Source organism: Microbacterium sp. GQ128 (assembly GCF_059758615.1).
Genome location: NZ_JCAXDY010000001.1, coordinates 294,740 through 309,679 on the forward strand (window position 1 = coordinate 294,740; position 14,940 = coordinate 309,679).

General features: G+C 68.9%; 12 protein-coding genes and 1 tRNA gene. 3 read left to right on the plus strand and 10 right to left on the minus strand.

What is annotated here, in order from left to right; genetic code table 11:
* The first annotated feature begins 82 nt into the window (after nucleotides 1-82).
* Nucleotides 83-158, plus strand: a tRNA-Asn gene (locus AC6CHX_RS01420).
* A gap of 116 nt (nucleotides 159-274) precedes the next feature.
* Here AC6CHX_RS01420 and AC6CHX_RS01425 read toward each other — a convergent pair.
* Both AC6CHX_RS01425 and AC6CHX_RS01430 read right to left on the minus strand, forming a co-directional pair.
* Complete coding sequence (locus AC6CHX_RS01425; protein ID WP_498271371.1) at nucleotides 275-1,711, minus strand: APC family permease; 1,437 nt, start codon at nucleotides 1,709-1,711, stop codon at nucleotides 275-277.
* A gap of 48 nt (nucleotides 1,712-1,759) precedes the next feature.
* A complete protein-coding gene (locus AC6CHX_RS01430; protein ID WP_498271372.1) occupies nucleotides 1,760-2,857 on the minus strand; it encodes an alcohol dehydrogenase catalytic domain-containing protein in 1,098 nt (365 codons plus the stop codon).
* Between the two features lie 116 nt (nucleotides 2,858-2,973).
* Between AC6CHX_RS01430 and AC6CHX_RS01435 the strand changes: the two genes are divergently transcribed.
* On the plus strand, nucleotides 2,974-4,392 hold the full coding sequence (locus AC6CHX_RS01435; RefSeq protein ID WP_498271373.1) for a PucR family transcriptional regulator: 1,419 nt from the start codon (nucleotides 2,974-2,976) through the stop codon (nucleotides 4,390-4,392).
* Nucleotides 4,393-4,415: 23 nt separating this feature from the next.
* Here AC6CHX_RS01435 and AC6CHX_RS01440 read toward each other — a convergent pair whose 3' ends face one another.
* A complete protein-coding gene (locus AC6CHX_RS01440; protein WP_498271374.1) occupies nucleotides 4,416-4,904 on the minus strand; it encodes a hypothetical protein in 489 nt (162 codons plus the stop codon).
* Nucleotides 4,905-4,955: 51 nt separating this feature from the next.
* Nucleotides 4,956-5,522: a peptide deformylase gene (gene def / locus AC6CHX_RS01445; RefSeq protein WP_498271375.1), complete on the minus strand. Its 567-nt coding sequence runs from the start codon at nucleotides 5,520-5,522 to the stop codon at nucleotides 4,956-4,958.
* Nucleotides 5,523-5,583: 61 nt separating this feature from the next.
* On the opposite strand from def, the gene AC6CHX_RS01450 reads away from it, so the two are divergent.
* Entirely contained in the window at nucleotides 5,584-6,675 is a 1,092-nt protein-coding gene (locus AC6CHX_RS01450) for a DMT family transporter (RefSeq protein ID WP_498272013.1), read from the plus strand.
* A gap of 32 nt (nucleotides 6,676-6,707) precedes the next feature.
* On the opposite strand, the gene pgl is transcribed toward AC6CHX_RS01450, so the two are convergent.
* The 6 genes from pgl to tkt are packed head-to-tail and all read right to left on the minus strand — an operon-like array spanning nucleotide 6,708 to nucleotide 14,821.
* Entirely contained in the window at nucleotides 6,708-7,487 is a 780-nt protein-coding gene (gene pgl / locus AC6CHX_RS01455) for a 6-phosphogluconolactonase (RefSeq protein ID WP_498271376.1), read from the minus strand.
* A gap of 5 nt (nucleotides 7,488-7,492) precedes the next feature.
* Nucleotides 7,493-8,428, minus strand: a complete 936-nt coding sequence (locus tag AC6CHX_RS01460; protein ID WP_498271377.1) for a glucose-6-phosphate dehydrogenase assembly protein OpcA — start codon at nucleotides 8,426-8,428, stop codon at nucleotides 7,493-7,495.
* On the minus strand, nucleotides 8,425-9,975 hold the full coding sequence (zwf, locus tag AC6CHX_RS01465) for a glucose-6-phosphate dehydrogenase (RefSeq protein WP_136042026.1): 1,551 nt from the start codon (nucleotides 9,973-9,975) through the stop codon (nucleotides 8,425-8,427). Before zwf ends, AC6CHX_RS01460 begins: the two co-directional genes overlap by 4 nt.
* Before the next feature lie 21 nt (nucleotides 9,976-9,996).
* Nucleotides 9,997-11,604, minus strand: a complete 1,608-nt coding sequence (locus AC6CHX_RS01470) for a glucose-6-phosphate isomerase (protein WP_498271378.1) — start codon at nucleotides 11,602-11,604, stop codon at nucleotides 9,997-9,999.
* Nucleotides 11,601-12,713: a transaldolase gene (gene tal, locus AC6CHX_RS01475; protein WP_136042028.1), complete on the minus strand. Its 1,113-nt coding sequence runs from the start codon at nucleotides 12,711-12,713 to the stop codon at nucleotides 11,601-11,603. Before tal ends, AC6CHX_RS01470 begins: the two co-directional genes overlap by 4 nt.
* Nucleotides 12,710-14,821: a transketolase gene (gene tkt, locus AC6CHX_RS01480; RefSeq protein WP_498272014.1), complete on the minus strand. Its 2,112-nt coding sequence runs from the start codon at nucleotides 14,819-14,821 to the stop codon at nucleotides 12,710-12,712. The genes tal and tkt overlap by 4 nt, the downstream gene beginning before the upstream one ends.
* Nucleotides 14,822-14,940: the final 119 nt, after the last annotated feature.

Consider the following 14,940-nt stretch of genomic DNA (forward strand, 5'->3'; position numbering starts at 1 on the left):
GCATCCGCGAAGGGTGCCCCGGTGTCATGAAGTCGGTCCGGAGTTTGCTAAGCTTGTCGAGTTGCCCGCTGAGCGGGCACATTCCTCGGTAGCTCAATTGGCAGAGCAGCCGGCTGTTAACCGGCAGGTTCTTGGTTCGAGTCCAAGCCGGGGAGCCAACGAGAAAACCCCCTCCACGGAGGGGGTTTTCTCGTTCCCGGCGGGTCGAGCGGCCGATGCGACGAGAAGAGCCCCTTCGATCGAAGGGGCTCTTCTCGTCAGCGGAGAGGCGGGCTCAGCCCACGCCCTCCATCGCACTCGTCTCGGTGTTGCCGATCCGCGCGATCACGTCGGGCCGACGTCGCGCCAGGTAGAGGTACCGGGTCAGCGCGAGGGCGACGGTCGCGAGGAAGATGTACGGGATCACGTTGTACGGGAACGCCGGGACGGGCCAGACGTTGGCGAAGAACACGTACGCCATGGTGACGACCGCGATGGTCGCGCACACCTTGACGAGTCCGTTGCGCATCGTCGCCCGCTGCGTGTAGACGACGCAGGCGATCGCGACGAGGGCATAGGCGACCATGTAGCCGTATGTTCCCCAGGTGTTGACCCAGACGAGGATGTCGCCGGTGGCCGCGCCGGAGAGCAGCAGCACGATGTCCACGGTGATCGCGGCCGCGCCGGCGATGATCAACACGCGGTGCGGGGTCAGGTGCTGCTCATGGGTGCGGCCGAATCGCTCGGCGACCACGCCCTCCTTGCCCATCACGTACACGATGCGCCCGATGACGTTGAGTGGAGCGACGACGACCGCGAAGAACGAGGCCGAGACGCCGATCGTGAGGGCGGCGGCGAACCAGCCCGGCATGCCGATGAGAGCCGACATGCTCTCCAGCGGGGTGGCCGAGGTGGCGAGGTCGTCGCCGAGAACCGTGATCTGCGTGTACGCGGCGAACACGTACAGGACGCCGACGCCGAGCGCGCTCCACATGATCGCCCGCGGGATCGCCTTGTACGGCTCCTTGGCCTCGCGACCGAGTGCATCGGCCGAGGAGAACCCCACGAAACCGAGGATGCCGAGCACCATGCCCGATGCCACTCCCTGGAACGAGGAGCCGGTGGCGAGCACCTGCGCGGGATCCCACGCGGCCGGTCCTGCCCAGATGAGCGCCGCGACCAGCAGCACGAGGATGATGCCGACCGAGACGAGCTCGAGCACGAGCGAGACCCGAGCCGACAGACGGATGCCGCGGATGGTGAACAGCGTCGCCAGCCCGCCGAGGATCACGGCGAGGCCGATGTCCCATCCGAGTCCCTGGGCCGGAAGGCCGAGCATGCGGAGGAACTGCGCCATGTAGCTGACGGAACCGCTGAGGGAGGCGGCGGCGATGCCGAAGCACCCGATCAGCAGGGTGACGCCGGCGAGGAAGGCACCGAACGGTCCGAGCCCCTTCGAGACATAGGTGTACAGCGATCCGGCCGAGGCGTGCTTGCGAGCGAACACGACCACGCAGTAGCCGACGCACAGGATGACGATGGTCGCCAGAGCGAAGGCGTAGATGGTGCCGTTTCCTGCACCGAGGAAGATCGCCGCCGCGGTGAAGGCGATGACGGCGCTGGGGGCGATGTTGGCGATGGCCTGGGCCGCGAGTTCAGGCCCGCTCATGACGCCGGTGCGAAGACCGGCATCCTTGGGCGCGCCGGGTGGGGCGACGACGGTGTCAGACATGGGTTCTCCTGGATTCGGGTTTCAGGGGCGAGGGGCCGCGGTGCGCGGTCAGGGGATGAGGAGGGTGCGGAGTGCCGACCCGGTCTCGAGGTCGTCGAGCGCGGCCGCGGCCTCGGACAACGGGCGCCGTCCGGAGATCAGGGGGTCGATCTTGAGCTGACCGTCCATGTACCGGTCGACCAGAGCGGGAACGTCGATCGAGGGCCGCACGGATCCGTAGTTCGATCCGAGGATGCGCTGATCGGCCTCGGCGAGCACGAGGGGCTCGAACGAGGCGCGGGCGCCCGTCGGGGGGAGTCCCACGATCACGGCGGCGCCGCCGAGTCCGAGCATCTGGATCGACTGCTCCGTCGTGCTGGTGCGTCCGATGGCATCGAACGCATAGTCGACCCCGTCGGAGATCAGTTCACGGAGCTGCGCGACGGCGTCACCCTGCGAGGCGTCGATGCGATCGGTCGCGCCGAACTGCAGCGCCAGCTGGGTCTTCTCGGGTCGCACGTCGATCGCGACGATGCGTTCCGCGCCGGCGAGTCGCGCCCCCTGGACGACGTTGAGGCCCACGCCGCCGCACCCGATCACCGCGACGGTGGAACCGGGTTCGACCGCGGCGGTGTTGAGCACGGCGCCCACTCCCGTGGCCACGGCGCACCCGACGACGGCGACGACGTCGAGCGGTGCGTCGTCGCGGACCTTCACGGCACCCGACGCGGGTACGACGACCTCTTCGGCGAAGGAGGAGACGCCGAGATAGTGGTGCAGCGTCTCGCCGTCGCGGCTGAGACGCGAAGTTCCATCGAACAGGACCCCGAGCGGTGCGACCACCGTCGCGACCTTCTGGCACCGGGCCTCGTGGCCGGCGCGGCAGTACCGGCACTCGCCGCACGGCGGCACCCAGCTCAGAACCACGTGATCGCCGACAGCGAGCGTGGTCACGCCTTCGCCGAGTTCGGTGACGACACCGGATCCCTCGTGCCCCATGACCAGGGGAGCAGCGGCATCCCATTCGCCGCGCTTGACGTGCAGGTCCGAGTGGCACACGCCGGCGGCCGCGATTCGCACACGGACCTCGCCGGCGCGCGGCGGCGCGAGGTCGACGTCGACGAATTCGATCGGTGACTGCGGATCGCGGAAGACAACAGCTTTCATGACATCCTTCGGGTGGAGAGGGGATGCGCACGATGCTAGGAGAACGCACGCGCTCAGGGCATCCGACAAAAGTGTGAAGCGCGTCGCCCGCTCTCGACATTTCGTATGATCGAGACATGGTTCGTGATGTCGTCTCCGTGGCGCGGTACCTGGATGGCGAGCTCCTGCACGGGGAGGTCCCGAGCGCACGACACGTGAACTCGGTCGTCGCGATCGACGCGTTCGGCGTCCCGACCGACCGGCTCTTCACGACGCTGGTCACGACGGACGAGCGGGCGGTCCTCGCGCTCGTCGACGATCCGGAACGCATAGCCCTCCTGCGCGGCATCGTGCTCGTCACGAGCGCAGACACACCTCCTCTCCGCCAGGTGCTCTCCACGGCGCGGATCACCGCGATCGTCGGGGCGCGGACGACGCAGGAGCTGCTCATGCCTCGGCTCACGGCACTTCTCGCCGTCGACCAGGCTGCGGAGGCGCGGGCGATCACCTCCGCGATGCGGGTCCTCACCCTCGCGGCGCGACGCAGCGGCATCACGGGTGTCATCGCCGAACTCGCGCACCGGATCGACGGGTGGGCCGTGCTCCTCGACCGGCACGGCGAGGTGATCACGACTGCCGGTGCGGGGAGCCTCCACATCGACGACGCGATAGCGGTCGCGATCGGTCGGCCTGTCCGGGTTCGTCATCGAGCACTGCAGGTTCATCCCGTGGGCCCCGGACAGGACATCACCGCACAGCTCGTCACCGCTCCGCGCAACGACAGCTCCGGTCGGGGCCGGGAACTCAGCTCGCAAGCCGCAGCGCTGCTCGATCTGCTCATGAGGACGCGCGACAGCAGCCATCTCGAACGACTCGGCCGATCGATGATGCTCGAGACGGTGCTCGAGGGGGGCGACGGCGCCACGCGTCTGCTCCGCCGCTGGGGCGTGCACGAACGGAGTCTGGTCGGGTTTGCTCTGGCATCGCGCACGAGCGGCGTCGACGTCGAACATCTGCTCGCTGTCTGGCTGGACGAACTGGGTGCCGAGCATGTCTTCACCTCCCAGCGAGGGCTCTTCCAGGGCCTGCTGAGAGAAGAACACGCCGAGGAGATCGCGCATCGCGTCGAGGCGTTCGCATCGACGCTGTACCTCGGTCTGGGGCGCCCGGCCGCAACGGAGTCACTCGCCCGGAGCGTCGACGAGGCGCGTCAAGCGTGTGAGACGGCACGCACGGGTGGCGACCGCGTCGCTCGCTACACCGCGATACCGACCGTGTCCTTCGTGCTCGGTCAGCTCGATCGGGAGCAGGTGGGCAGAGTCGGGCGATTGCTCGATCCGCTCCGTGCGGGGGATCAGGGGACCGAGCTCATCGAGACGCTGCGGGTCTTCCTCGCAACGAACAGCGCGTGGGGGGAGAGTGCCAGCCGACTGCGGATCCATCGGCAGACCCTGACGGCACGCATCCGACGGATCGAGGATCTGATCGGTCTGTCGCTGGCGGACCCGGACGATCGTGTCGCCGCGTGGCTCGCGCTGCGCGCATCGGACGGCTGAGTGTCACCGACGACGGAGTTCGCTCAGCGCGCGGCGCCCTCCAGTGTTCCCTCGATCTGTCCGGCAGGGTCGAACAGCACGCAGGAGAGGACGCGCCCGTCGGGTCCGTCCCACGTCTCCTCCGTCGGGGGAATCTGGTACACGCCGAGCGCGGACTCCTCCCTGGCCACGCCGACGAAGGCCGTGAACGCATCGCCGACGCACTCGGCGGAGGAGGCTTCGACGGCCTCCTGCGAGTAGGCGCCCTCGGGCAGCTCGACCTCGTGGAAGATCTCTTCGTCGTGCGGTTCCGCGCAGGGGACGACCTCTGCGTCTTCGGGTAGGCCGCTGGAGGCTTCGAGGCGACAGTCACCGACGGCCACAGCGGGAGCCTCGCTCTTCGTGACACCGCCGCCATCGTCGGTCGGACTGCGTTCCGCCGCGGGCTCAGCGGTCCCGCAGCCGGCCAGGGCGACCGCGAGCGTCAGGGCGCCCGCGGCGAACAGCAGAGAGGGTCGTCGGTACAGCTCCATCGTGATCTTCCTTCGTGCCTTCGGGGACACGATCTCCAGTCGGGGTTCGGCTCAGCCTTCGAGGTCGTCCACGCCGGGCATCCAGCTCGCCCCCGGACGGCCCCATCCGCGCTTGCGTGCGATCTTCTGCACGGTCTTCCAGTCGCCGTCGGAGAGTCGGTCCACGTAGAGGATGCCGTCGAGGTGATCGAACTCGTGCTGCATGATCCGTGCGCGCCAGCCGTCGACGTCGATCGTGACCGGTCGACCGTCCAGGTCGGTCGCGGTCACGTGGACCCGCTCCGAGCGACGCAGCGGGAATCGTTCGCCGGGGAACGAGAGGCAGCCCTCTGACTCGAGGTCGGGGTCGGGGTCGCCCGGTTCGAGCGGCACCATCCAGAGCTCGGGGTTGATGAGCACCCCGCGCCACGGCTGATCGTCGTCGTCCACATAGGCGTAGGTGTAGATGCGCAGGGGGACGCCCACCTGCGGGGCGGCCAGCCCGACTCCCGGGGCGCTGTCCATGGTCTCGAACATGTCGGAGACGAGCGTGCGGATGTCGTCGGTGATCTCGTCGACGGGGGACGCGGGGGAGTGCAGGACGGGGTCGCCCATGATGCGAATCGGAAGTACAGCCACGTCACAACCCTAGTCGGCGGCGCTCGCCCGGTAGGCTCGTACCGTGACTGCTGGGGTATGGATGAACGGGGCCGAACAGGTCGGCGATCAGCTCGTCGGAGCCTTCCAGGACCCCGGCATCCTGCTCGGGATCCCGCTCGCCCTCGCCGGCGCGGTGTTCATGTCGCTCGGCGCGCAGTACCAGCACCGCGGCGTCGAGAAGGTCGAGCGTCTCAGCGGCGCAGATGGCGCGTCGGGACTGAGCTTCGACCAGCTGAAACGGCTGCTCACCCGGCCCTCCTGGCTCGTCGGCACGCTCATGCTCGGGCTGGCGGTGGTCTGTCAGCTCGCCGCGCTCGTCAAGGCCCCGCTGATCGTCGTCCAGCCCCTCGGAGCGATCGCCCTCGTCATCACGACCCTCCTGAACGCCAGAGTGTCGGGTCATGCCCCGACGAGACAATCGCTCACGGCTATAGCCTGCTGCGTCGGCGGCATCTTCCTCTTCGTCTTCTTCGCCGCGATCTACGCCACGGAGCAGGAGGTGACCGAACGCGAGCTCTTCGTGATCCTCGCCCTCCTGCTGGTGGTCATCATCGTGCTCGGGGCCTGCTGGCTGATACTCCGTCACCGCATGCGGGCGCTGTTCTACGTGGTCGGCGCCGGTGTGCTGTACGGCTTCGTCGCCACCCTCGCTAAGGTCATCATCAAGCGCATCGAGGCTGGTCAGTTCGAGTGGATCACCGCGATCTGCGTCGTCGCGCTCCTCGCGGCAGCCGCGGTCGGCGGGTACTTCGTGCAGACCGCGTACAGTTCGGGACCTCCCGACCTGGTGATCGCCGGCCTCACGGTCGTCGATCCGCTCGTCGCGGTTCTGATCGGCATGATCGTGCTCGGCGAGGCCGCAGCCGCGCCGCCGTGGGTCATGGTCATCTTCGCCATCGCCGGCGCCATCGCCGTGTGGGGAGTGGTGGGCCTCGCCCGCTACCACCCGCAGGTGCTCAGTGACAGCCAGGAGCTGGGAATCGAGCGTGGGAGCAGCCCGACCGCGCAGGACCAGGGACCTTCGGCAGAACCCTCCTCGCAGACGACGACCGTCGATGCTCCTGAACGTCCGGAGAACCCGGACGACGGGGACGCACCGCCGCGGCGCTCCGATCCCACACAGCAGCCGTAGCGGCTCGCGCGGGTTCAGAGCGACGCGACGGGTCAGTACGCCTGATCGATGAGGTCGGGTGAGACCTCGGAGGCGGCGGCCTCATCCACGAAGAACACGGTGCGCTTGCGGCCCTTGGCGCCGGCCGCGGGAACGCTCGTGTAGCTCGCGCCGGCGAGGGCGAGTCCGAGGGCCGAGGCCTTGTCGGCGCCGGTGAGCACGAGCCACACCCGCTTCGACGAGTTGAGCACCGGCCGCGTGAGCGTGACGCGCTCGGGCGGCGGCTTCGGAGAATCGCGCACCGCGAGCACAGCGGCATCCGTGACGGTGACCTCTTCGCGGTCCGGGAAGAGCGAGGCGATGTGTCCGTCCGGTCCGACACCCAGGAAGCAGACGGCGAAGGACGGCCACGGGTGCTCGTCGGTGCCGAATCGGGCGAGATCGGCAGCATAAGCAGCGGCCGCCTCGTCAAGCGTGACTCCGGTCTCCGGACCCGCCACCTCGTGCACGTTCTCGGCGGGCACGGGGATGTGGTCGAGGAGCGCCTGGCGCGACTGCAGCGAGTTCCTGTCGGCGTCGTCGCGTGGAACGAACCTCTCGTCACCCCACCAGAAATGCACCAGCGACCAGTCGATCGCGGCCGACCGCGGATCGTCGGCAGCAGCGCGGAGCACGGCACCGCCCATCGAGCCGCCGGTCAGGGCGATATGGGCCAGACGACCGTTCCGTGTGCGCGCGCGGACACGCGTGAGGAAACGATCTGCTACTCGGGCGGCGAGGGCGGCAGGTGTGGGTTCCACCACGACCCGCTTCTCTGCGGACGATACCGGCATCGACGTCACTCTCCAGTCTCGGGCGGACCCAGCTTCTCCCAGCCCTCGGTGATGACTCGACCGTACAGGACATCGGGGTCGAGCCTGCGCAGCTCCTCTGCGAGGCATTCGCGGAGGGTGCGGCGCGGCAGGTGGAGATCATGGTTCGGCTGATCCGGCTGCGTCAGAATGGCGATGCCGGGCGACGGGCGCTCGAGCAGGATGTCGCCGGAGGCACGGGTCAGACGGACCGACTTGATGCCCTCCTGCCAGTGCTCCGGATTCTCGTACGACCAGCGCACGCGAACCCCGAGAGCCATCTGCAGCCAGGCGGCGAGGAGCGCGGTCGACGGGGAAGCCGAGCCGCCGCGCACCTCGACGGCCGTGATGGGCTCGTACGGAGGCTGATCGAGCACGGCGGCGAGCTGCTCGCGCCAGTGCGTCAGGCGCGTCCAGGCGAGGTCTGTGTCGCCGGGCGCGTGGGTACGGCCGAGCAGCGCCAGCCGGTCGCGAACATCGGGGGAGGTCGCGGCGTCGGTGATGCGGCGCTGGGCGATGCGACCGAGCGGAGACGTCGCCGGCGAGGTGGGAGCGTCCTCCGGCCACCAGGCGACCACGGGTGCGTCGGGAAGGAGAAGGCCGGTGATCAGGCTCTCCTCGTTGCTCGCGGCGTCTCCGTAGGCGCGCAGCACGACGACCTCGCTCGCGCCGGCGTCGCCGCCCACGCGGATCTGGGCGTCGAGACGGGACTCGCCGTCGCCTGTGGTGATGACGATGACGCGCATCGGGTGTTCACGCGATGCGTCGTTCGCCGCGTCGATGGCCGCTTCGGCGACACCGTTGCGTGCGGCGATGACCAGGGTGAGCACACGACCGAGAGCGACGGCGCCGCCCTCCTCGCGCACCTTGACGAGCTGCTTGGCGACCTGACTGACGGTCGTGTCGGGAAGGTCGATGATCACGGGCGTCTCCAGACTCGTCCGTCGCGGGCCAGCAGGTCGTCGGCGGATGCCGGACCCCACGAGCCCGGAGCGTACTGCTCCACCGGGCCGCCGACGGCCGCCCAGTACTTCTCCACGGGGTCGAGGATCTTCCAGGAGAGCTCGACCTCCTCGTGCCGCGGGAACAGCGGCGGGTCGCCCAGGAGGACGTCGAGGATCAGACGCTCGTAGGCTTCGGGGCTCGCCTCGGTGAAGGCGTGACCGTAACCGAAGTCCATCGTGACGTCGCGCACGTTGGTGCCGCTGCCGGGCACCTTGGATCCGAAGCGGATCGTCACACCCTCATCCGGCTGCACGCGGATGACGAGCGCGTTCTGCCCGAGTTCGGAGGCGTTGCCGCGTCCGAACAGGTGCTGCGGGGCGCGCTTGAACACCACGGCGATCTCGGTCACGCGGCGTCCGAGGCGCTTACCGGTCCGCAGGTAGAACGGCACGCCGGCCCAGCGGCGGGTGTCGATCTCGAGCTTGATGGCCGCATACGTCTCGGTCGTGGAGTCGGGGTTCATGCCCTCCTCGTCCAGGAAACCGGTGACCTTGTCGCCGCCCTGCCATCCGCCGGCGTACTGGCCGCGAGCCGTGGCGAGGGAGAGGTCGTCCGGCACGTGCACCGCGGCGAGCACCTTCTCCTTCTCGGCGCGCAGGTGCTCCGCGGAGAGGCTGATGGGCTCCTCCATCGCGGTGAGCGCGAGCAGCTGCAGCAGGTGGTTCTGGATCACGTCGCGCGCCGCGCCGATGCCGTCGTAGTATCCCGCACGGCCACCCACGCCGATGTCCTCGGCCATGGTGATCTGCACGTGGTCGACGTAGTTGCGGTTCCAGATCGGCTCGTACAGCTCGTTCGCGAAGCGCAGCGCCAGGATGTTCTGGACCGTCTCCTTGCCGAGGTAGTGGTCGATGCGGAAGATCGAGTCCGCGGGGAACGCGACCTCGAGCGCCGCGTTGAGCGCGCGGGCGGACTCGAGGTCGTGCCCGAACGGCTTCTCGATCACGACACGGCGCCAGCGCTCGTCATCGTCGCTGTTCTCGCCGACGAGACCGGAGTCCTTCAGCTGCTTCGCGACGAGCGGGAAGTCCTTCGGCGGGATCGACAGGTAGAACGCATGGTTGCCCATCGTGCCGCGTTCCACGTCGAGCTTCTCGATGGTCTCGCGGAGCTTGCGGAACGAGTCGGGGTTGTCGAACTCGCCCGAGACGAACCGGATGCCCTGGAGCAGCTGCGTCCAGGTCTCCTCGCGGAACGGGGTGCGGGCGTGCTCCTTGACCGCGTCGTAGACGACCTGGGCGAAGTCCTGGTCCTCCCAGTCGCGGCGGGCGAACCCGACGAGGGCGAACCCCGGGGGGAGCAGGCCACGGTTGGCGAGGTCATAGACCGCGGGCATCAGCTTCTTGCGTGACAGGTCTCCGGTGACGCCGAAGATCACGAGGGCGCTGGGACCCGCGATCCGGTTGAGTCGGCGGTCATCGGGGTCACGCAGCGGGTTGTGCCCGCGCGAGATGGGAACAGACATGGGTGGGGGACTCTCCTGCTGTTACTTCTGTGCGGCTTCGAAGAGGGCGAGCACATCGTCCGAGGACTCGGTGATCGTCAGCGTGACGACCGGGCGGCCGTGCTCTGCGAGAACGGCGGCATCGCCGGCGGCTTGCGCCTGGATGAGCTGCCCGAACGTGAACGGGCGATCCGGGATCTCGAGATCGACGTCGGTGCGCTCCAGGATCTGGAGGAACACACCCTGCGCCGGTCCGCCCTTGTGGTACTGGCCGGTCGAGTGCAGGAACCGCGGACCCCATCCGAACGTGGTGGGTCGGCCCGAATCCGCTGCGACGAGTTCACGCAGGCCCTGGAGCTGAGGGACCTCGAGGCGGTTGACGTATGCCTGGATGGAGACGTAGCCGTCCGCGGGGAGTTGCGCCCAGAGAGCGTCCAGCACTCCTTCGACGGTGCCGGAGGCGGCGAGCGACGCGTCGGACACGCGAACCTCGACACCGTTCTCGACGAATGCCGGAGCGGTGGGTTCCGGGCGGGCGTCGAGGAGGCCGCGGGCGGCGATCTTCGCCGACTCGACGTCGGGCTGATCGAACGGATTGATCCGGAGCAGATGTCCGGCGATCGCGGTCGCGTACTCCCAGACGATGAGCTGCGCACCCAGGGTGCCGCTCACGAGGATCTCGCCCTCGTGGCGCTCGTGCAGGTGGAACTCGTTGGCGTCGTCGACCAGGCGGACGATCTGCAGGTCGGCGGGCACCGGGTCGAGCTCGGGAGAGACCGGGAGCAGCACCACCGGGAGGATGCCGGTGCCGTCCTTGCCGGTGGATTCGGCGATGAGCTGCTCGATCCAGTCCGGCAGACCCTTGATGTGCGTGCCGTCGGTGATCAGACCGAGCTTGTCGCGTCGCGGGTTCGTCGCGGCGATCGCTGCGCCGAGGCGAAGTGCGGGGTTCTCGGCGGAGTCGACGGCGACCTCGAGGGACGAGGCCTCGGCCTCGTTCAGCAGCTCGTCGATGTCGACGCCCGCGAGGCCCGAAGGGACCAGTCCGAACGCGGTGAGCGCCGAGTAGCGGCCGCCGACGTTCGGGTCGGCGTTGAAGATGCGGTATCCCGCCTCACGGGCCGAGACATCGAGCGGGGAGCCGGGGTCGGTGACGACGACGATGCGTTCCACAGGATCGATTCCGAGGTCGCGGAACGCGGCTTCGAAGGTGCGACGCTGCGAGTCGGTCTCGACGGTGGAGCCCGACTTCGACGAGACGACCAGCACGGTGTCCGTGAGGCCTTCGTCGAGCGCGGCGAGCACCTGGCCGGGGGCCGTGGAGTCGAGGATCGTCAGCGGCACACCGGCCGTCTGCGCGATGACCTCGGGTGCGAGGGAGGAGCCGCCCATGCCGGCGAGGACGACGCGGGTGACACCCTTGGCGTTCAGCTCGGCCCGCAGTGCGACGATCTCCGCGACGAGTGGGCGGGAGACCGAGACGGCCTCGACCCAACCGAGACGGACGGCGGCCTCGGCCTCGGCGGCCGCGCCCCAGAGGGTGGCGTCGCCGCCGGTGATGCGCGACGCGACGAGGTCGTGGACCAGGCTGGGCACGGTCTCATCGATGGCGGCTCGCGCCGCGCCGGACGTGTGGATCGAGAAGGTCATCGCTGGGACTCCAGAGCCTCGGCCACCTGACCCAGCAGGTCGTGCCAGGAGTCGATGAACTTCGAGACGCCCTCGTCCTCCAGCACCTGGGTGACGTCGGTGAGGTCGATGCCGACGGCGGCGAGGTCGTCGAACACCTGGTGCGCCTCGGCGTACCCGCCCGTGATCGTGTCACCGGTGATCACTCCGTGATCGAAGGTGGCCTCGAGGGTCTTCTCGGGCATGGTGTTCACCACACCGTCGGCGACGAGCTCCGTGACGTACAGGGTGTCGGGGAGGGCCGGGTCCTTGACGCCGGTGGAGGCCCACAGCGGACGCTGCAGGTTCGCTCCGAGCTTGATCAGGTCCTGTGCGCGCTTCTCCGCGAACTTCTGCTCGAAGAGCTCGTAGGCGAGGCGTGCGTTCGCGAGCCCGGCCTTGCTCTTGAGCGCCTCGGCCTCGGGGGTGCCGATCGCCGACAGTCGCTTGTCGGTCTCGGTGTCGACGCGCGACACGAAGAACGAGGCGACCGAGTGGATGCTCGACAGATCGAAGTCGGCGCTGTGCGCGCGCTCCAGACCGGTCAGGTAGGCGTCGATGACCTCGGCGTAGCGCTCCAGGCTGAAGATCAGCGTGACGTTGACGCTGATGCCGGTCGCGATCGCCTCGGTGATGGCCGGGAGTCCCGCCTTGGTGGCCGGGATCTTGACGAGGAGGTTGGGGCGGTCGATCTTCGCCCACAGCTCCTTGGCCTGCGCGACGGTGCCCGCGGTGTCGTGGGCGAGGTCGGGGGAGACCTCGATCGAGACGCGTCCGTCGACGTGCCCGGACGCCTCCCACACGGGCCGGAACACGTCGAGTGCCGCGCCCACGTCCTGGGTGGTGGCAGCGAAGACGGCCTCCTCGGCGCTCGCGCCGGAGGCGGCGAGCTCGGTGACCTGCGCGTCGTAGGACGTGTTGCTCTTGTCGGTGATCGCGTTCGCGAAGATGGTCGGGTTCGTCGTGACGCCGACGACGTTGCGCGACGAGATCAGCTCGGCGAGGTTGCCGGAGTCGATGCGGGTGCGGGAGAGGTCGTCGAGCCAGATGCTGACACCTGCGGCGGCGAGCTGTGCGGTGGGGGTGCTCATGCGTTCTCCTTGGTGCTGTTTGCGGCGATGGTCTCGCGTGCGGCCGCGATGACGGCCTCGGTCGTGATGCCGAACTTCTCGAACAGGGTCTTGTAATCGGCGGAGGCGCCGAAGTGGTCGATGCCGACCGAGCGGCCGCGGTCGCCCACGATTCCCCGCCAGGAGAGCACGGAGCCCGCCTCGACGGAGACACGAGCCGTGACGGAGGCGGGAAGCACGCTCTCGCGGTACTCCTCGTCCTGCTCGTCGAACCACTCCAGCGACGGAGCGGAGACCACGCGGACGTTGACGCCCTCGGCAGCCAGCGCCTCGCGGGCGTTCACGGCGAGCTGCACTTCCGAGCCCGTCGCGATGATGATGACGTCGGGCGTGCCGTTCGGCGCTTCGGCGAGGACGTAGGCGCCCTTCGTCGCGTTGTCCGCCGAAGCGAACGTGTCGCCGGAGGCTGCGCCCTCGCCGCGCTCGAACACCGGGATGTTCTGGCGGGTCAGGGCGATGCCGGCCGGTCCCTCGTGGCGGCGGAGGATCTCCAGCCAGGTGGCCGAGGTCTCGTTGGCATCGGCGGGGCGCACGACCGTGAAGTTCGGGATCGCACGGAGCGTCGCGAGCTGCTCGATCGGCTGGTGCGTCGGTCCGTCCTCACCGAGGGCGACGGAGTCGTGGGTCCAGACGAAGATGCTCGGGATGTTCATGAGCGCCGCGAGACGGACCGAGGGACGCATGTAGTCGCTGAAGATCAGGAACGTCCCGCCGAAGGCGCGCGTCTTGCCGTGCAGCACGATGCCGTTGACGATCGCGCCCATGGCGTGCTCGCGGATGCCGAAGTGCAGCACCCGTCCGTAGGGGTTGCCCGACCACTCATGGGTCGACCACTCGGCAGGGATGAACGACGGCGCGCCCTTGATGGTGGTGAGGTTCGACTCCGCGAGGTCGGCCGAACCGCCCCACAGCTCGGGGAGTTCGGCGGCGAGGGCGTTGATGACCTGGCCGGATGCGGCGCGGGTCGACACCTCCTTGCCGGATTCGAACACGGGGAGCGCGGCCGTGATGTCGGCGGGAAGCTCCTGCGCCTCGAGACGGTCGAGCAGCTCCTTCTTCTCGGGGTTCGCTGCGGCCCAGGCGTCGAAGGACTCCTGCCAGGTGGCCCGCGCCTCGGCGGCACGATCCGCGAGCCCGCGGGTGTGGGCGAGCACGTCGTCGGCGACCACGAAGCTCTGCTCGGGGTCGAAGCCGAGGACCTTCTTCGTAGCGGCGAGTTCGTCGGCGCCGAGAGCGGAGCCGTGGATCTTGCCGGAGTTCTGCTTGCCCGGCGACGGCCATCCGATGATCGTCTTGAGGATGATCAGCGAGGGCTTCGAGGTCTCGCCCTTGGCCGCCTCGATCGCGGCGAACAGCTCGGAGACGTCTTCGACGTACTCGCCGGTCTTCTTCCAGTCGACGACCTGCACCTGCCAGCCGTAGGCCTCGTAGCGCTTCGCGACGTCTTCCGTGAAGGCGACGTTCGTGTCGTCCTCGATGGAGATCTGGTTGGAGTCGTAGATCGCGATGAGGTTGCCGAGCTGCTGGTGACCCGCGAGCGAGGATGCCTCGCTGGTCACGCCCTCCTGCAGGTCGCCGTCGCCGGCGACCACGTAGACGAAGTGGTCGAACGGGCTGGTGCCCGGTGCGGCCTCGGGGTCGAACAGGCCGCGCTCGTAGCGGGCGGCGTAGGCGAAGCCGACGGCGGAGGCGAGGCCCTGGCCGAGCGGGCCGGTGGTGATCTCGACGCCCTTGGTGTGGCCGTACTCCGGGTGCCCCGGGGTGAGGGAGCCCCACGTGCGCAGCGCCTTGAGGTCGTCGAGCTCGAGTCCGAAGCCGCCGAGGTAGAGCTCGACGTACTGCGTGAGCGAGGAGTGTCCTGCGGAGAGGATGAAGCGGTCGCGGCCCAGCCAGTCGACGTCGGTCGGGTCGTGGCGCAGCACGCGCTGGTAGAGGAGGTACGCGGCCGGAGCGAGGCTCATGGCCGTGCCGGGGTGACCGTTGCCGACCTTCTCGACGGCATCGGCCGCCAGGATTCGGGCGGTGTCCACCGCGCGTCGATCGATCTCATCCCACTGCAATTCCGACACGTTCATGCCCTTTCCGACAGTTTCGAGGGCGCCCTTATTCCCTGGCGCATCCGCAACTTCCCTGGCGCATCCTGCACCGTCGCGGAGACAGGTGGAGGGGTGTGCGCAGCGCCGGGCGC

Excerpts from the sequence above, each read along its gene's own strand:
- AC6CHX_RS01435 (WP_498271373.1), top strand. The coding sequence starts at position 2,974 with ATGGTTCGTGATGTCGTCTCCGTGGCGCGGTACCTGGATGGCGAGCTC.
- zwf (WP_136042026.1), bottom strand. The coding sequence starts at position 9,975 with ATGTCTGTTCCCATCTCGCGCGGGCACAACCCGCTGCGTGACCCCGAT.
- AC6CHX_RS01430 (WP_498271372.1), bottom strand. The coding sequence starts at position 2,857 with ATGAAAGCTGTTGTCTTCCGCGATCCGCAGTCACCGATCGAATTCGTC.
- pgl (WP_498271376.1), bottom strand. The coding sequence starts at position 7,487 with ATGCCGGTATCGTCCGCAGAGAAGCGGGTCGTGGTGGAACCCACACCT.
- AC6CHX_RS01425 (WP_498271371.1), bottom strand. The coding sequence starts at position 1,711 with ATGTCTGACACCGTCGTCGCCCCACCCGGCGCGCCCAAGGATGCCGGT.
- tal (WP_136042028.1), bottom strand. The coding sequence starts at position 12,713 with ATGAGCACCCCCACCGCACAGCTCGCCGCCGCAGGTGTCAGCATCTGG.
- AC6CHX_RS01470 (WP_498271378.1), bottom strand. The coding sequence starts at position 11,604 with ATGACCTTCTCGATCCACACGTCCGGCGCGGCGCGAGCCGCCATCGAT.
- AC6CHX_RS01450 (WP_498272013.1), top strand. The coding sequence starts at position 5,584 with ATGAACGGGGCCGAACAGGTCGGCGATCAGCTCGTCGGAGCCTTCCAG.
- AC6CHX_RS01440 (WP_498271374.1), bottom strand. The coding sequence starts at position 4,904 with ATGGAGCTGTACCGACGACCCTCTCTGCTGTTCGCCGCGGGCGCCCTG.